Raw genomic sequence first — 15,816 nt, 5'->3', positions numbered from 1 at the left:
GACATAGAGGAGGACACGCGATGTCAATGAAACGCGTATTATTCATATGTAGTGGCAACACGTGCCGAAGCCCGATGGCGATGGCCTTGCTCCGTTCGAAAATGACAGGGGACGAGTTCGATATTCGCTCAGCCGGTCTACGAACGATGCAAGGATTCGATGCTTCTGAAAATGCACTGCAAGTTCTCAGAGAACGTGGGATTGAGCTCGATCATGTCACCCAGACGTTCGATGAGGTGCTAGGAAACTGGGCGGACATCATCTTGACGATGACACGTGCGCACCGCGAACAAATTCGGGATACATACCCGGATTTGGCAGAGCGGACGTACACGCTCTACGAATTCGTGACAGGGCTTGAGCGAGACATCAACGATCCGTTCGGCGGTTCGATGAATGTGTATCGCCAAGTGCGAAACGAACTCGAGCCACTCGTGAATCGACTTGTGTTAAAATTAACGAATGATGGGTCAAAGGTGACGAAACCACCGAGACGCCTACCAAAGAAGACGGGGGAATGAACGAATGAAAATTGCAATCGGCGCCGACCATGGCGGCTTCAACTTAAAGAGAGATATCATAGCATTGCTTGAGGAACTCGGACATGAGTATAAAGACTTTGGTACGCACTCTGCCGACTCGATTGACTATCCAGACGTAGCGATTCCGGTCGCCGAAGCTGTAGCAGCAGGCGAATTCGATCGTGGAATCTTGATTTGTGGGACAGGGATCGGAATCGGAATCGCAGCGAACAAAGTTAAAGGGATTCGTGCGGCACTCGTTCACGACTCGTTCAGTGCGAAAGCGACACGTCAGCATAACGACTCGAACATCATGACGATGGGTGAGCGTGTCATCGGACCTGGCCTTGCGGTCGATTTGGTGGCGACGTGGCTCGATACAGACTTTGAAGGCGGACGCCATTCAAACCGTGTCGACAAGATGAGCGCTTACGAATCGAAGTGAGCTCAATGAAGACGGAACTTCTCGGATTATTAACGGAGCTTCATGAACGCTTCCCGTTACATGATGAGCGTATTCTCGTCATCGGATGCTCCACGAGTGAAGTGCTTGGAAAAACGATTGGAAAGGCTGGGTCCATCGACGTCGCAGAAGAGTTGATGGAGGCCTTCCTTGAATTCAAAAAGAAAACAGGTGTCCATTTGGCGTTTCAAGGGTGTGAACACATCAACCGTGCGCTCACCGTGGAACGGCGGACGCTCAAGCAATTTGGTCTATCAGAAGTGACGGTCGTCCCTGTCCGATCGGCGGGTGGGGCGATGTCAGAGAAGGCATATGCGAACTTCGAGGAACCATGTGTCGTCGAATCGATTCAAGCGGATGCGGGGATTGATATCGGCTCGACATTGATCGGGATGCATTTGAAACCAGTGGCCATCCCGGTCCGATTATCGTCGAAACATCTCGGAGAAGCGTACGTCACGTTCGCTGTCACGAGACCGAAACTGATCGGTGGACCACGAGCTCAATACCCGAACAAATGAAAAAGGCATCGCATTCAGGTTTTTCGACCGAATGCGATGCTTTTTTTGTGATTATAGTTCTTCGCCAAACAAATACGACACGACCATCGGGAAGCGCTCGCGCCAGGCGAGCTCATTGTGAACGCCCTCCTCGATCACTTCGAAGCGGATGTGCTCGACTTTGTCTTTTAACAAGTTGTACACGCGTTCGCTCGACTCACGATACATCTCGTTCGTCGGTCCGTTCTCCATCGGTTCCTCGACTTCTTTGGCACCGACGTCTAAATAGAGACGTTCGACACCTTTCAAGTCGCTCACCTCAATCAATTGTTCGAGCTCAGTTTGATTGAACCAGAAGGCAGATGATAAAGAGGCGACGCGTTTAAAGATCTCTGGATAGACACATGCTGCATAGATTGAGATGAGTCCCCCCATCGAGCTCCCCATCATCGCTGTTTCGTCGGGAAGAGTCCGATAGTCGGCATCGATCATCGGTTTTAATTCTTGGGCGATATATTCGATATATGCCGATCCTTCTCCACCGAGGACGATGTCGCGTCCGAGCAGGCTATCCCCGATATACGGATTTTCCCACGGTCCATACTCATCGAGTCGTTTTTCCCCAGGTGCGCTATCGATGGCGACGACAATCAAGTCGCGTTTCGAGGCGTCTAAGTATTCACCGACGCGCCAACTCATGTTGTAGCTCGCTTCCTCGTCTGCGAAACAGTTTTGCCCGTCATGCATATAGAGGACGGGATAACGTTTCTCAGATGTCTCGTAATCTGCTGGTGTGTAGATTCGGACCGTCCGGCTACGTTCAAACGGGGTAATTGTAATGTCTTTTGTCTCAATCATGAAGTGACCTCCTCACAGTTACATTCTTTCTAATGATACCCATCTTTTCACCTGATTATAGCGATACCCAAAAAAAGATGCGTGTGGTACGATGGGGGTGTTGATTTTTAGACATTTAGAGGGGGTCTTCACATGGTAAACACGACGAAGTTAAAAGTGCAGGATGCGGAATTGTTTGAGGCAATGCAACACGAGCTCGGTCGTCAACGCGACAACATCGAACTCATCGCTTCAGAAAACTTTGTTTCAGAAGCGGTCATGGAAGCGCAAGGAGGCGTATTGACGAACAAGTATGCCGAAGGATATCCGGGACGCCGTTACTATGGCGGCTGTGAGTTTGTCGACGTCGCTGAAAACTTGGCGCGCGACCGTGCGAAAGCATTGTTCGGTGCAGAACATGCGAACGTACAACCACACTCAGGTGCACAAGCAAACATGGCGGTCTATTTCACAGTGCTTGAAGCAGGAGACACGGTGCTCGGGATGAACCTTTCACACGGTGGTCACTTGACGCACGGTAGCCCGGTCAACTTCTCTGGTGTGCAATATAACTTCGTCGAATACGGTGTAGACAAAGAGACAGAACACATCGACTATGACGTTGTCGCAGCACTCGCAAAAGAACATAAACCAAAATTGATTGTCGCAGGAGCTTCGGCTTACCCGCGCACAATCGACTTCGCGAAGTTCCGTGAAATCGCGGACAGTGTCGATGCATATCTCATGGTCGATATGGCACACATTGCTGGACTCGTGGCAGCAGGTCTTCACCCGAACCCAGTCGAGCATGCGGATTTCGTCACGACGACGACGCACAAGACACTCCGTGGACCACGTGGCGGTATGATTCTTTGTAAGGAAGAGTTCGCGAAAGCAATCGACAAATCCATCTTCCCAGGAATTCAAGGTGGACCGCTGATGCACGTCATCGCAGCGAAAGCAGTCGCGTTCGGAGAGGCACTCCAACCAGAATTCAAAGAGTATCAGCGTCAAGTCATCGCCAATGCACAGGCACTTGCGGCTGGTCTTGAAGAAGAAGGGCTCCGAATCGTATCGGGCGGAACGGACAACCACCTCTTACTCGTCGACCTTCAAGGAATCGACATCACAGGGAAAGCGGCGGAGCATGCGCTCGACGCTGCAGGAATCACGGTCAACAAAAACACGATCCCATTCGATCCAGCATCACCATTCGTCACAAGCGGAATCCGTCTCGGTACGGCAGCGATGACGACGCGTGGCTTCAAAGAGGACGATATGCAAGAAGTGGCACGCCTGATCGGTCGTGTACTCAAACATCATGAAGACGAGTCGGTACTCGCAGAAGCACTCCAAGACGTGCGAACGTTAACTGCGAAGTTCCCACTTTACCCAGAACGAGGCTGAGTCAATGGACATCCGGACACTAGCAGAACGAGAGCTCTCCGAACTCCCATTGATCGATATGACGGAATGGTTGGCTCGTAAAGGGGAACACGATCCGTCTTTCCGTCTTGTCGCCAGCGAGTTCGGGGTCATTACGACGCTCCTCGACCACGGCTATTACGAAGAAGCGAGCGAACGGATCGTACCGCTCCTCGGGATGAAAGTGCCCGCAGCGTTCCATCGACTAGGTCTTGCGCTAGAAGTGAAAGCGAACGGGAAAAAAGCGGCCAAGCGCCGCTTTCGTTCGTTCTCAACGGCCGTCATCCAGCATTCGGATTTAGCCGAGTGGCGACAGGCGTTCAAGTTTGATAAGAAATGGTTAGGTCTTCCGCTCGTCGTCGGGCTTGCTGCCGCCGCGCTCATCTTTTGGCCAGATGCTGAACCTCCGATTGTGCCGCCGAGCGAGACGGACCAAGTCGTCGTCGAGACGGTGACGGAGGAAGAGGCGATGGCGGAGCGTCTGAAGGAACTCGAAGCGGAAGTCGCCCGACTCGAGAAGGAAAATGAGCAGCTACAAGATCAAGAAGAGGCGCCAACTGATGCGACGGAAGAACAGTCGACTCCAGCGCCGGACGTCGTTCCGTTAGCGGAGGTCGAAGCGCTCGTACAAGACAAACAGTACGAGCAAGCTGAACAGTTGCTCGACGGGAAAGCGAAAGCAGGTCAAGAACAGGCCGTCGGATTTTATCGACTCCTTGTCGACAACAAGTTAGGCAAAGCGACAATCGCTGACTATGTGGCTTATCTCGAATCCTATCCTGAGTCTGGGTACAAGGCAGATGTCCTCTGGATGAAAGGAATCGCCGAGAAAAAAGCGGACGATCCTGCTTATCGGGATACGCTGACGACCGTGTCAGAGATGGAAGGAACGTATTGGGCGCCGATTGCAAAATCTGTGCTCGACGAGTAAGGTGTTGCGCAAGCAACGCCTTTTCTCATGAAATTCTATTGAAGATCACCACGATTTCTCATTTTCGCATCGTATGATGCGAATAGGAGGGATGCGTGTATGAAACGTTTACTGAAAACAATTGGAACTAGTCTATTGGCAATCGGCCTGATGGGAATCGGACTTGCCGGTTTCTTGTTCTTTACGACCCCGGGGCAATCAAGCTTCGCGCAACTGTCGGTCGCGGCAACGGGCATCGAGCAGCAAATCGAGCAAGTGGATGCAACGTGGGATCAATGGGAAGACCGTCTCGAAAGACAAGTAGAATCAGCAATCCCAGAAGACGTCCGTCTGTTTTTTGCGGATTGATTTCGGGAAATGAATCATAATGCGTCGAGCGGTCCGCTCGGCGTTTTTTCAAAGGGGTGAACAGGATGCAGACGATTCTGGTCGTAGAAGATGATTCAAAAATCGCACGGTTACTGGAGTTGGAGTTGAAGCATGCAGGGTATGAAGTCGTCGTGGCGACAGATGGGCGTAGCGGTTTAGAACGGGCCGTCGCCGACGACATCGACCTCGTCTTACTTGATATCATGCTGCCTCAAATGAGTGGACTCGAGGTGGTCCGTCGATTGAAGGAAGAGAGACCACTGTTGCCCGTTCTCATGGTGACGGCGCGAGGGGACCGCTATGACAAAGTGAGCGGGCTTGACCTAGGTGCTGATGACTACATCACGAAACCGTTCGAAATAGAAGAAGTGCTCGCTCGAATCCGGGCGTTTTTACGCATGCGCCAGCTTGTTCGACAGGACCATTCCGAACATGTCCTGACCTATGAGACACTCAAAGTCGATGTGAATCGGCATGAGGTGTATTGCGAGGGAAATAAAGTTGATTTGACACGGCGTGAGTTTGATTTGTTGGTCTTCTTTTTAGAGCACCCTGAGCGTGTGTTGACACGAGATCAACTCGTCGAACACGTATGGGGATTTGATTACTTCGGTGATACGAACGTCGTGGACGTGTATGTTCGTTACGTCCGAAAGAAACTGACCGGTTCTTGGATTCAAACCGTCCGAGGCGTCGGCTATATGTTAAAGCGTGGTGAGTGAGCATGTTACGGACAAAAATCGCTTGGGCGATGACGGGCTTCATGTTGTTGCTCCTTCTCATCTCGTTTGGCACGACATGGTTCGTCGCTAGGCAGGAGATTGTCGATTCACGTTTTGACGTGTTACAACAAGCGTTAAACCTGTTGGAAGAAGACGTTCGAAACAGTGATGCGGTACTGTCCCTTCACGAAGATAGTGTCGTCTTAGAGCGTCAAGAAAACGGAGAGTGGGGCATCATTGGCGGAGGGGTGCCGGACGGAACGACGTTTCCGATCAATTACGGCGAACCTGCACTCATTGATGACTGGTTTGTCGTCGCCACGACAGATGGATTGGCGTTCGGATTTCAAGACCGGGCGGTGAGTGACACAATTCAAGCATTGGCGACGATTTTTCTCGTCATGTTTTTCCTTGCGGTCCTTTTGACGTTCCTCGGAACATGGTGGATTTTACGCCAAGGGTTGTTACCGTTACGTCGATTGACCGAGACGATGGAGCGCATTACGGAATCGGGCAAGTTAGAAACGATTGCCGTCGATGATGGAAAGGACGAGGTGACGACCTTATCACATGGATTCAATCATATGATTGAACGAGTCGAGGGAACGATGGAACAACAGCGACGTTTCGTCGCCGATGTTTCACATGAACTAAAAACACCGCTGACCGTTATCGAAGGATATGCGAAATTATTGCAACGTTGGGGACAAGAAGATGAGAGTGTACGCGCTGAGGCTATCGACCACATTTTGACCGAGTCGCGACAAATGCGAAACGACTTGATTGAACCGATGTTGGAATTAAATCGCTTCGCCTCACTTGAACAGGTCGACCAGGAAGACATCGACTTAGCCGAACTTGGGGAAGTGTTGACGGAAAGATTTTTACGCTCGCATGGCGCGCATGTTCCAATCAAAGCGAACGGCAGTTGGTACGGGCATCGTGAATCGCTACAACGTATTCTTGTCATCTTGATCGATAATAGTTTGAAATATGCAGAAGAGACGAGTCTCCACCTGACAAGTGATCGCATCGAAGTACGCGACAGGGGACCAATCCTAACAGAAGAGATAAGAGCTCGTCTGTTCGATCGATTTTATCGGTTGGATGAAGCCAGAGATCGAAGTGGGAGTGGACTTGGGTTGGCGATTGCCAAAGAAGTCGCGAATTTGAATGGGTGGGCGATCGGAAGCAAACCGAATGACCCTGACGGCAGTGTCTTTTTCCTCACTCGATGATGAACATTTCGTATTTTCTCATCAACTTCTAATGAAGCCTTAAATGCGTTCTCACATACGAGGCTTATGATGAAAATAAGAAGAACATATCACGAGGAGGAAATGAACATGAAACGCATCGGCTGGATCATCGGAGCTTTACTTGGCGTCATGGCAATTGTAGGAATCGGATTTTATGTGAGTGGGAATCAGACGGACACAGTCATCGTCCCGCAAGCCATCAATCAAGCTAGTGACGACGCGTCACCCTCAGAAGATTCAAACGTCAACGCATCAGACGATTCATCATCTTCACGAGTAGAAGATGACTATGAACTATACGGGACACTTGTGAGTCTGACAAAAGAGGATGTCACAATCAGCTTCAATGGAAAAGAATCGACGTATCGCTTGGCACAAACGCATGAAATCGACGACGACACACCGCAAGTCGGCGACCGAGTGAAACTCGAATTGAATCGAAGCGATGAAGTGAAAGAAGTGGACCGTGAGAGCGGAGATGACGATGCATACATTACTGGAACGCTCGTCAAACTCACAGACCAAGAAGTCACGATTAACATCGATGGAACAGACGAAACGTATCCACTCGCTTCACGCTCTGAAATCGACGACGACACACCACGGGTTGGAGATCGCGTCAAACTTGAATTGAATCGGGATCAAGAAGTCATCGAAGTGGACAATGAATCTGAGGACGGCCAATATGAGCAAGACGATTCCTCACAAGACGACTCATCTCAAGATGATTCTAGTGAAGATGAGCGCGAAAACGATTAATCAAGTGACGAAAAAGAACTAATCTTAACTGATTGGTTCTTTTTTATATGGAAATGCGTTTACGCAAAAGCCTATAAAGAATCGCTGGAAACGTAATAATTCTGAAATCATCACAAAAATAGGTTATATGTTATGATGTACAAGAAAAATTTAGGTGGTTTTCACCGAATTGGGAATGAGGGGAACATCAATGCGGACGTACTGGGGAATCTTACTCAGTTGTATCTTGTTGAGTGGATGTGGGGCCGAGACGTTAAACGCGATTGAATTACGTCCTCTGTCATCTTATCGAGTCGAACAAGACCCTGAGGTGACATTAACCGAACAAACAAAAGAGAAACTTCTTACATACTGTGAGCAACGACCGACCGATGTCTTACCGAAGCGTAGGGCGAAGGTGGCGGAAGTGACATTCCGTCATCCTCTTTACGAAGCCCTCGGCTATAAAAATGTGAAGTACTTTGCCGCGGGGGAAGAACGATATCTCACTTGTGCAAACAGCAACCAATTGATGGAGCGAACGTTTGCGATTGAACCGATTCAAGAATTCGAAGCACTCGACAAAGAACGGTTCATCGAGTCAGAGGTTGTCTCGACGATTGAATTCGATCGCGTCGAGGACATGAAAGAAATTACGAGCGCTTTTAAGATGAACGATACTCATGAAGCGGTGATTGCGGATTCGGCATTCCGCTACACGACCCCGGATACGGGTGCGCTTTACGTGACATTCGAGACAATTCGGAACGGACGAACGCTCGATCCGATTGTCGAACCGAGACTGTTCCCGTTTCAAAGTGGAGAAAATGAGGGCTATGTCTTTTTGACGAAACGGGCCGACAACCGAATCGCTCTTCAAATCGGGAAGGAACCATCGCTTAAACAACTTGTTCTTCCGAGTATGTACGAAGCACCGTATATGAAAGTCGATGCAAAAGAAGAGGAACTCTCTCTAGAAGGAAATCATCGAGAACTAATGAAGCGGATCATCTTATCCGAGCAACCGATTGAAGAAGATGTTTCTGAACAGACTTCACTTGCGCTATCTAAAACATATGGGACTGTTCTTGAGATTTGGGGACACGTTCGTCGACCTGTCCCGAACAAGATGTCGTCCCGACCAATCGATGACGAGATGCAACTCGCCGTCTTCGAATCAAAGCGTGATACAGTCTGGCTAGACGGACCAAAAACCCAAGAACTATTTGATGAATTGTCTCACGTTCCAATGCGCGAGAAGCCGACTGACGCGGTCAACGTTGGACAGTTACATTTGTACCAAGAATTAACCAAACAGTCGTTTGATGTATGGAAAACGGAAACTGAGCTCTACTTGATTGACCAAAAGACGTCACGGTCTTACGAACTTCCTGCAAACGACTATTTCCAAGCCAATTGACGTTCATGGCGTCTGACCTTTGAGAAAATAGAAGTTGGCTCTACCCATCTCAACAGAGTTAGGGTACAATGCTCGAGAGAGAATGAGAGAGGAGTGAAGCAAGATGGGAAAAGTACATGTTTATGACCATCCTTTGATTCAGCACAAAATGACGATTATGCGAAAAGTAGAGACGGGGACGAAGCAGTTCCGTGAACTCGTCGACGAAGTTTCTTCACTTATGGCATACGAAATCACGCGCAGCCTACCCCTAACAGACGTAGAAATTGAGACACCGGTCTCTGTTTCCACTCAAAAGATGATTGCCGGCAAGAAATTGGGAATTGTCCCTATTTTACGTGCAGGACTTGGTATGGTGGATGGGTTCCTCAAAATGATGCCGAACGTAAAAGTTGGCCATATCGGTCTCTATCGTGATCCGGAAACACTTGAGCCACACGAATACTACTTGAAACTCCCGACAGACGTGACGGAACGCGACTTCATCGTCGTCGATCCGATGCTCGCAACGGGTGGTTCAGCCGCTGATGCCATCGCTGCTCTTAAAAAACACGGAGCGAAGTCAATTAAGTTGGCTTGTCTTTGTGCAGCACCAGAAGGCGTAGAACGTGTACAAGCAGAACATCCGGATGTAGAAATTTATCTTGCAGCACTCGATGAAAAATTAAATGATCACGGTTATATCGTTCCTGGACTTGGGGATGCGGGTGACCGTTTGTTTGGTACGAAGTAAGATTGAAGCGAGAATCGTCTATGCGATTTTCGCTTTTTTTCATGATGTTTCTCGAATAATATTTGTCATTTGAAGATGTCACAAAATAGACACAAAAGTGAACGGCAGAGAATCGATATGTGAGACGAATAAATGCTGTTCTTTCTTATTTAAATGTAATCGCGCCATTTTCCGTTTAGACGTGGCGTGAAAATGCGTCCAAAAAGAACGATGAGATTCCTCACAAAAAAATGGGCAAAATCGCTCGACATGGCAAAAACATCCTCGGTATACTGAAACAGGACGTTGAAAACGATTTCAAAATGAAGTCAACGACCGTTTCGTAACTCTTTGTGAACGTAAACGTTTACGGATTGAAATTTCCAAAACGTGGGGGTATAACTGAACTATTCTTCATCTGATTCCGTTTGTGAAATGTTATAAAGTCAACATTTTTATTTCAACGTTTCTTCACACTTTCTTTAAAAAGTGCATCAATCGTTTACTTTATGAAGTGCGTAAAACTATTGATACGACTTGATTTAAAGCGCTTTTATAATTGTGAAATTCATTGACTTCTTATGCCATTTCTATTACTCTGAACTTGTGTGACTTTTGATGGTCACGCGAGTGTGAATCTGTGAAGAACTGAGAAGCGCACCATGTGTGAAAGGGGGACCAGGATGGCGAAAAAAGACAATCGTTACCTATCCTACGCCTCGCTCGCTTCACAAATTTCGACAGCACTTGCTGGACCGATCGTCATCGGTTATCTCGTCGGACAATACGGCGAAAGACGTGAATTTTGGGGCACGTTCGGTTGGAATGTGTCGATCATCCTCGGGCTCGTGCTCGGGATTACGGCGCTAGTTCTCACCCTTCGGAGTTTATTGACAGGAGAGGACGAATGAATACGATTCAAGCAGACAGAAAAGCACAGAAAGAACTGATGAAGCGTTATACGAAATGGTTTACCGTCTGGTTTGCGATTTTGCTAGTCGGCGCATTCATCATCCCGATGTATAAAGCCGTATTTTTCGGGTTGTTCATCGGCGGGGTCGGAAGTCTCATCATTCTACATATGCAGAATCGAAGCGTCATTCGCATGTATGACGTCATCGAGCATGGACGACGACCAAAGTCGCACGGGACCGTTTCAAGAATGGCGGTCGGTGCTTTAGCAGTGATAGTCGGTCTTCTCTATGAGGATCGAGTGTCCGTCATCGCGGTGGTAACTGGTCTAATCGCCGGCCACATCATACAATTTGGCGAGTTCACACTTGCCCAGCTCAGCAGGAAAAGAGGTGAATATTAATGGGTCATGAGTTTCCCACATATTCTCTGAACTTTGGGGACTATACGTTATACGGGAGCTGGACGAACGTCATTACAGTGCTAATAGCAGCGTTACTCGTCTTCGTGTTCGCACTCTGGGGGACAAGACGTTTGGCTATGAAGCCGACTGGCAAACAAAACTTCATGGAATTCTTCGCGGAGTTCGTGCGTGGAATCATCGCAAGTGCGATGGACTGGAAGACAGGAGGACGCTTTATCGGATTTGGGATGACGTTGATTTTGTTCATTCTCTTCTCAAACTTGATGGGTCTACCGTTTAACGTCATTTCCGGACACTATCTGTGGTTCAACTCACCGACGGCCGATCCTTACGTAACCTTGGCGTTGTCGACACTCGTCGTTGCAATGTCGCATTACTACGGGGTGAAGCTACACGGATTCAAGCACTATTCGGCGGAATTCGTGAAACCAGTCTGGTTCTTACTTCCGATCAAATTGATCGAGGAGTTTGCAAACACATTGACGCTCGGTTTGCGTCTATACGGTAACATTTTTGCCGGTGAAATCATGATTACCATCATCTTGGGACTCGCGATTACAGCCGAAGGAGCACTTAACCCGCTCGGCGCAATCTTTGCGGTCTTCCCAATGATTCTATGGCAAGGTTTCTCAATCTTTATCGGGGTTATCCAATCCTACATTTTCCTGACGCTTGCAATGGTGTACATCGGGCACAAAGCTTCGGCCGAACATTGATTCGGACATCTCGCCAAAGCGTTACAAACAAATTATTTACTTAACTTTTAGGAGGAATATACACAATGGAACAACTTAATCTTCTCGCAACAGCACTTGTTATCGGTCTTGGAGCACTCGCAGCTGGTATCGGTAACGGTTTGATCGTATACGGAACAGTACAAGGACAAGCACGTCAACCAGAACTCAAAAACGAACTTCGTCAAACAATGTTCATCGGTATCGGTTTGGTTGAGGCCCTCCCGATCATCGGTGTGGCTGTCGGTTTCCTTCTCCTCAACTCTTGATTCCGAGTTAACGAGAATAGCATGAGAGGGAGCACGTCTCCCTCACTTATTTAGTCAAGAGGAGGGTATGCATGGATACGATGATGATTGCAGCTGGTGCTGGCGGCGAAGGCCTCCGCATTCTGGATATGATCTTTACAATTTTCACATTCCTCGTACTCTTGGCCCTGTTGAAGAAATTTGCTTGGGGACCACTCCTTGGAATGATGAGACAGCGTGAAGAGTATGTAGCGAACGAGATTGAACTCGCTGAAAAGAGCCGCAAAGATGCGGAAAACTATGTCGTCGAACAACGTGATGCACTCAGTGCGGCACGTACAGAGTCGAAAGAAATGCTCGACGCAAGCCGTCGACAAGCAGAAGCAGAACAAGCACGCTTGGTGGAGCAGGCGCGTTTGGAAGCTGAACAAATTAAAATCGAGGCAGAGAAGGCGATTGAGCGTGAGCGCGAGCTTGCGAAACAATCACTTCAAACCGAAGTCGTCACACAGGCGCTTTCGGCAGCACGCCACGTCCTTCAATCAGACCTTAAAGGCGATGAAGCGAAACAACGTGCCCTCGTCACAGACTTCCTGTCTAAAGCGAAAGGTGCGAACTGATGAACGCATCATTAGCAAAACGCTATGCCAAAGCACTCTTCGACTTAGCGCGGGAACAAGGCACGCTCGACCAAGTCGAAGCGGAAGTGCGTCTGCTCGATGAAGTGCTCCACGCGACTCCTGAACTCATGGATCTCTTAACGAATCCGGCAGTCAGTGACAGCGAGCTTGCACAGCTTTTAAAAGACAGCTTTGGTGATATGACGGCGATTGTCGTGAACACACTTCTCGTCATGGTCGAAAACGACCGTGCGGCAGAGGTTCGCGCATTGCCACGTTACGTCCGCGATTTCATCAACGACTACCGTGGGATTGCAGAGGGTATTGTCACTAGCGCCTACCCGTTGTCGGCAACAGACTTGAAAGACGTCGAACTCGTCTTCGGACAGAAGCTCGGGAAGACGCTCCAATTGAAGAACGTCGTCGATGAAGAAGTCATCGGTGGACTCCGTGTCCAAGTCGGATACACGACGTACGATGATACGATCGAAACGAAATTGACACGCCTCGAGCGTGAATTGTTGAATGCGTAAGAAATAGGGGTGAATTCAATGACAATCAAAGCTGAAGAAATTAGCGCCCTGCTAAAAGAACGAATCGCTTCGTACGGTTCTGAAATCGAAGTCGGCGAGACAGGTACAGTCATTCAAGTAGGTGACGGTATCGCTCGTGCACACGGACTCGATAACGTTATGGCGGGGGAACTCGTAGAGTTCTCTAACGGCGTAATGGGCTTGGCGCAAAACTTAGAAGAAGGTAACGTCGGGATTATCATCCTTGGCGATTACAAAGGCATTAAAGAAGGCGACTCTGTCAAACGTACAGGCCGCATCATGGAAGTTCCAGTCGGTGAGGCACTCCTCGGACGTGTCGTGAACCCGCTCGGACAACCAATCGATGGTCTTGGACCAATCGTGACTGACACGTATAACCCGATCGAGCGTAAAGCTTACGGCGTTATGGCACGTAAATCGGTTCACGAACCACTTCAAACAGGAATTAAGGCGATTGACGCCCTCGTTCCAATCGGTCGTGGTCAGCGTGAGCTCATCATCGGTGACCGTCAAACAGGTAAAACATCTGTTGCCATCGATGCGATCATCAACCAAAAAGAAGAGAACATGATTTGTATCTACGTTGCAATCGGTCAGAAAGAATCGACTGTACGTGGCGTAGTAGAGACGCTTCGTCAAAACGGCGCACTCGACTATACAATCGTCGTTTCGGCATCGGCATCACAGCCGGCACCACTTCTTTACCTCGCACCATTCGCAGGGGTATCGATGGGTGAGTACTTCATGGACCGCGGACAACACGTCCTCGTCGTTTATGATGACCTTTCGAAACAAGCGGCAGCTTATCGTGAGCTCTCGCTCCTTCTCCGCCGTCCTCCAGGCCGCGAAGCCTACCCAGGGGATGTCTTCTACCTCCACTCACGCCTTCTTGAGCGTGCAGCGAAGTTGAACGACGAACTCGGCGGTGGTTCATTGACAGCACTTCCGTTCATCGAGACACAAGCATCGGATATCTCAGCATATATCCCGACAAACGTTATCTCGATCACAGACGGTCAGATCTTCCTTCAGTCGGACCTCTTCTTCTCTGGGGTACGCCCAGCGATCAACGCCGGTCTCTCGGTATCACGTGTTGGTGGTTCGGCACAGGTGAAAGCGATGAAGAAAGTTGCTGGTACACTTCGTCTTGACCTCGCGTCATACCGTGAGCTCGAAGCGTTCGCTCAGTTCGGGTCAGATCTCGACAAAGCGACACAATCGAAGTTGAACCGTGGTCAGCGTACGGTTGAAGTCTTGAAACAAGACTTGAACGCACCGCTTTCTGTAGACAAGCAAGTTATCATCATCTACGCACTCACGAAAGGTCATCTCGATGACATCCCAGTCACAGACATCCGTCGTTTCGAAGCAGAAATGAACGCATGGCTCGACCAAAACCGTAAAGACCTCTGCCGTGAAATCCGTCAGACAGGAAACCTTCCTTCAGACGAGGCAATGGTCGACGCAATTACGGAATTCAAAAAGACGTTCTCGCCATCGGTTTAATCCGGTGACGAGCGTCTATTAAGGTGGTGAATCGAAATGGCATCATTACGTGAGATCCAGATGCGGATCACCTCGACCCAAAGCACGAAGCAAATCACGAAAGCGATGAACATGGTGTCGGCATCGAAGTTGAACCGGGCCCAAGGGAACAACGCCAACTTCAAGCCGTACATGGACAAGTTGCAAGAAGTCATCTCGTCGATCGCTGGTGGTACATCAGGCGCGACACACCCGATGCTTCAAGTACGTCCCGTCAAACGGACTGGTTACATCGTCATCACGTCAGACCGCGGACTCGCAGGTGGATATAACGCCAGCGTCTTGCGTGACGTGTACCGTGAACTGAAAGACAAGCACACATCAACAGATGAGTATCGTCTTTACGTAATCGGAAAAGTCGGTGTCCAGTTCTTCAAGTCACGCAACATCCCGGTGTATAGCGCGATGACAGGGCTAAACGACCAACCAACTTTTGTTGAAGTCGCAGAAATCGTCAAACAGACGGTTGGTGCCTTCAGCGAGAGCGAGATTGATGAATTGAAGCTTTGCTACAACTCGTTCATCTCGGTCATCAGCCAAGAAGTGAAGATTCAACAATTGCTCCCGCTTGGGGATATCGAACAGTCCGCATCCAATGTGATGTATGAATACGAACCAGAAGAAGAAACGATCTTAGCGGCGCTCCTCCCACGTTATGCGGAAGGACTCATCTACGGCGCATTGCTCGATGCGAAAGTATCGGAGCACGCAGCACGGATGACGGCGATGTCGAGTGCGACAGACAATGCGGATGAACTCATTCGCGGACTCAAGCTCAAATTCAACCGCGCGCGTCAAGCAGCGATCACACAAGAAATCACAGAGATTGTCGGAGGTGCGTCAGCGCTTGAATAAGCGCACGCTCTCTAGATTGTAGGAGGC

At 49.2% G+C, this 15,816-nt stretch carries 20 protein-coding genes; 19 read left to right on the top strand and 1 reads right to left on the bottom strand.

What is annotated here, in order from left to right; all coding sequences use genetic code 11:
* Positions 1 to 20 precede the first annotated feature (20 nt).
* Genes KNO87_RS02250 through KNO87_RS02240 form a run of 3 tightly spaced genes read left to right on the top strand, consistent with a single transcriptional unit; the run spans position 21 to position 1,505 of the window.
* Positions 21 to 521 carry a low molecular weight protein arginine phosphatase gene (locus KNO87_RS02250; RefSeq protein WP_214694549.1) on the top strand — a complete coding sequence of 167 codons (501 nt, stop codon included), beginning with the start codon at positions 21 to 23 and terminating at the stop codon, positions 519 to 521.
* Positions 522 to 525: 4 nt separating this feature from the next.
* Positions 526 to 966 (top strand): ribose 5-phosphate isomerase B, encoded by a 441-nt coding sequence (rpiB, locus tag KNO87_RS02245; protein ID WP_214792905.1) that lies wholly within the window; start codon positions 526 to 528, stop codon positions 964 to 966.
* The gene (locus KNO87_RS02240) at positions 963 to 1,505 is read left to right on the top strand and encodes a TIGR01440 family protein (protein WP_483298001.1); all 543 of its coding nucleotides are present in this window, start codon (positions 963 to 965) and stop codon (positions 1,503 to 1,505) included. The genes rpiB and KNO87_RS02240 overlap by 4 nt, the downstream gene beginning before the upstream one ends.
* Positions 1,506 to 1,556: 51 nt before the next feature.
* Here the strand turns inward: KNO87_RS02240 and KNO87_RS02235 are convergent, their stop codons facing one another.
* Positions 1,557 to 2,342, bottom strand: a complete 786-nt coding sequence (locus KNO87_RS02235; RefSeq protein ID WP_214792911.1) for an alpha/beta hydrolase — start codon at positions 2,340 to 2,342, stop codon at positions 1,557 to 1,559.
* Between the two features lie 132 nt (positions 2,343 to 2,474).
* On the opposite strand from KNO87_RS02235, the gene glyA reads away from it, so the two are divergent.
* The 16 genes from glyA (at position 2,475) to atpG (ending at position 15,789) form a co-directional block, all read left to right on the top strand.
* Positions 2,475 to 3,728 (top strand): serine hydroxymethyltransferase, encoded by a 1,254-nt coding sequence (glyA, locus tag KNO87_RS02230; RefSeq protein WP_214786268.1) that lies wholly within the window; start codon positions 2,475 to 2,477, stop codon positions 3,726 to 3,728.
* Positions 3,729 to 3,732: 4 nt separating this feature from the next.
* Complete coding sequence (locus tag KNO87_RS02225) at positions 3,733 to 4,677, top strand: hypothetical protein (RefSeq protein WP_214792914.1); 945 nt, start codon at positions 3,733 to 3,735, stop codon at positions 4,675 to 4,677.
* Between the two features lie 99 nt (positions 4,678 to 4,776).
* The gene (locus tag KNO87_RS02220; RefSeq protein WP_214792917.1) at positions 4,777 to 5,025 is read left to right on the top strand and encodes a hypothetical protein; all 249 of its coding nucleotides are present in this window, start codon (positions 4,777 to 4,779) and stop codon (positions 5,023 to 5,025) included.
* A gap of 65 nt (positions 5,026 to 5,090) precedes the next feature.
* A complete protein-coding gene (locus KNO87_RS02215; RefSeq protein WP_214786274.1) occupies positions 5,091 to 5,768 on the top strand; it encodes a response regulator transcription factor in 678 nt (225 codons plus the stop codon).
* Positions 5,769 to 5,770: 2 nt separating this feature from the next.
* Entirely contained in the window at positions 5,771 to 7,006 is a 1,236-nt protein-coding gene (locus KNO87_RS02210; RefSeq protein WP_214792920.1) for a sensor histidine kinase, read from the top strand.
* 108 nt (positions 7,007 to 7,114) lie between these two features.
* Complete coding sequence (locus KNO87_RS02205) at positions 7,115 to 7,786, top strand: S1 domain-containing protein (RefSeq protein WP_214792923.1); 672 nt, start codon at positions 7,115 to 7,117, stop codon at positions 7,784 to 7,786.
* A 190-nt stretch (positions 7,787 to 7,976) separates the two neighbouring features.
* Positions 7,977 to 9,185, top strand: coding sequence for a hypothetical protein (locus KNO87_RS02200; protein WP_214792926.1), 1,209 nt, complete (start codon positions 7,977 to 7,979; stop codon positions 9,183 to 9,185).
* A 103-nt stretch (positions 9,186 to 9,288) separates the two neighbouring features.
* Positions 9,289 to 9,918 carry a uracil phosphoribosyltransferase gene (gene upp / locus KNO87_RS02195; RefSeq protein WP_074035874.1) on the top strand — a complete coding sequence of 210 codons (630 nt, stop codon included), beginning with the start codon at positions 9,289 to 9,291 and terminating at the stop codon, positions 9,916 to 9,918.
* A 662-nt stretch (positions 9,919 to 10,580) separates the two neighbouring features.
* Positions 10,581 to 10,808 carry an AtpZ/AtpI family protein gene (locus KNO87_RS02190; protein ID WP_214786282.1) on the top strand — a complete coding sequence of 76 codons (228 nt, stop codon included), beginning with the start codon at positions 10,581 to 10,583 and terminating at the stop codon, positions 10,806 to 10,808.
* Positions 10,805 to 11,212, top strand: a complete 408-nt coding sequence (locus KNO87_RS02185; protein WP_214792929.1) for an ATP synthase subunit I — start codon at positions 10,805 to 10,807, stop codon at positions 11,210 to 11,212. The genes KNO87_RS02190 and KNO87_RS02185 overlap by 4 nt, the downstream gene beginning before the upstream one ends.
* A complete protein-coding gene (gene atpB, locus KNO87_RS02180) occupies positions 11,212 to 11,949 on the top strand; it encodes a F0F1 ATP synthase subunit A (protein WP_214786286.1) in 738 nt (245 codons plus the stop codon). The genes KNO87_RS02185 and atpB overlap by 1 nt, the downstream gene beginning before the upstream one ends.
* Positions 11,950 to 12,014: 65 nt before the next feature.
* Positions 12,015 to 12,236 (top strand): F0F1 ATP synthase subunit C, encoded by a 222-nt coding sequence (atpE, locus tag KNO87_RS02175; RefSeq protein ID WP_012727360.1) that lies wholly within the window; start codon positions 12,015 to 12,017, stop codon positions 12,234 to 12,236.
* Between the two features lie 71 nt (positions 12,237 to 12,307).
* Positions 12,308 to 12,835, top strand: coding sequence for a F0F1 ATP synthase subunit B (gene atpF, locus KNO87_RS02170; RefSeq protein WP_074035884.1), 528 nt, complete (start codon positions 12,308 to 12,310; stop codon positions 12,833 to 12,835).
* Entirely contained in the window at positions 12,835 to 13,368 is a 534-nt protein-coding gene (locus KNO87_RS02165; RefSeq protein WP_214792931.1) for a F0F1 ATP synthase subunit delta, read from the top strand. Before atpF ends, KNO87_RS02165 begins: the two co-directional genes overlap by 1 nt.
* A gap of 18 nt (positions 13,369 to 13,386) precedes the next feature.
* Positions 13,387 to 14,895, top strand: a complete 1,509-nt coding sequence (gene atpA / locus KNO87_RS02160) for a F0F1 ATP synthase subunit alpha (RefSeq protein WP_214792934.1) — start codon at positions 13,387 to 13,389, stop codon at positions 14,893 to 14,895.
* A 36-nt stretch (positions 14,896 to 14,931) separates the two neighbouring features.
* A complete protein-coding gene (atpG, locus tag KNO87_RS02155; protein WP_074035890.1) occupies positions 14,932 to 15,789 on the top strand; it encodes an ATP synthase F1 subunit gamma in 858 nt (285 codons plus the stop codon).
* Positions 15,790 to 15,816 lie beyond the last annotated feature (27 nt).

Origin of the sequence: Exiguobacterium sp. s34 (assembly GCF_018617435.1) — a bacterium.
In the GTDB taxonomy this organism is placed as follows: Bacteria; Bacillota; Bacilli; order Exiguobacteriales; family Exiguobacteriaceae; genus Exiguobacterium; species Exiguobacterium aestuarii.
The sequence above is the reverse complement of the archived record's forward strand: the minus strand, read 5'-3'. Positions and strand labels throughout refer to the sequence as shown.

Excerpts from the sequence above, each read along its gene's own strand:
- KNO87_RS02250 (WP_214694549.1), top strand. The coding sequence starts at position 21 with ATGTCAATGAAACGCGTATTATTCATATGTAGTGGCAACACGTGCCGA.
- rpiB (WP_214792905.1), top strand. The coding sequence starts at position 526 with ATGAAAATTGCAATCGGCGCCGACCATGGCGGCTTCAACTTAAAGAGA.
- KNO87_RS02235 (WP_214792911.1), bottom strand. The coding sequence starts at position 2,342 with ATGATTGAGACAAAAGACATTACAATTACCCCGTTTGAACGTAGCCGG.
- glyA (WP_214786268.1), top strand. The coding sequence starts at position 2,475 with ATGGTAAACACGACGAAGTTAAAAGTGCAGGATGCGGAATTGTTTGAG.
- KNO87_RS02225 (WP_214792914.1), top strand. The coding sequence starts at position 3,733 with ATGGACATCCGGACACTAGCAGAACGAGAGCTCTCCGAACTCCCATTG.
- KNO87_RS02220 (WP_214792917.1), top strand. The coding sequence starts at position 4,777 with ATGAAACGTTTACTGAAAACAATTGGAACTAGTCTATTGGCAATCGGC.
- KNO87_RS02215 (WP_214786274.1), top strand. The coding sequence starts at position 5,091 with ATGCAGACGATTCTGGTCGTAGAAGATGATTCAAAAATCGCACGGTTA.
- KNO87_RS02210 (WP_214792920.1), top strand. The coding sequence starts at position 5,771 with ATGTTACGGACAAAAATCGCTTGGGCGATGACGGGCTTCATGTTGTTG.
- KNO87_RS02205 (WP_214792923.1), top strand. The coding sequence starts at position 7,115 with ATGAAACGCATCGGCTGGATCATCGGAGCTTTACTTGGCGTCATGGCA.
- KNO87_RS02200 (WP_214792926.1), top strand. The coding sequence starts at position 7,977 with ATGCGGACGTACTGGGGAATCTTACTCAGTTGTATCTTGTTGAGTGGA.
- upp (WP_074035874.1), top strand. The coding sequence starts at position 9,289 with ATGGGAAAAGTACATGTTTATGACCATCCTTTGATTCAGCACAAAATG.
- KNO87_RS02190 (WP_214786282.1), top strand. The coding sequence starts at position 10,581 with ATGGCGAAAAAAGACAATCGTTACCTATCCTACGCCTCGCTCGCTTCA.
- KNO87_RS02185 (WP_214792929.1), top strand. The coding sequence starts at position 10,805 with ATGAATACGATTCAAGCAGACAGAAAAGCACAGAAAGAACTGATGAAG.
- atpB (WP_214786286.1), top strand. The coding sequence starts at position 11,212 with ATGGGTCATGAGTTTCCCACATATTCTCTGAACTTTGGGGACTATACG.
- atpE (WP_012727360.1), top strand. The coding sequence starts at position 12,015 with ATGGAACAACTTAATCTTCTCGCAACAGCACTTGTTATCGGTCTTGGA.
- atpF (WP_074035884.1), top strand. The coding sequence starts at position 12,308 with ATGGATACGATGATGATTGCAGCTGGTGCTGGCGGCGAAGGCCTCCGC.
- KNO87_RS02165 (WP_214792931.1), top strand. The coding sequence starts at position 12,835 with ATGAACGCATCATTAGCAAAACGCTATGCCAAAGCACTCTTCGACTTA.
- atpA (WP_214792934.1), top strand. The coding sequence starts at position 13,387 with ATGACAATCAAAGCTGAAGAAATTAGCGCCCTGCTAAAAGAACGAATC.
- atpG (WP_074035890.1), top strand. The coding sequence starts at position 14,932 with ATGGCATCATTACGTGAGATCCAGATGCGGATCACCTCGACCCAAAGC.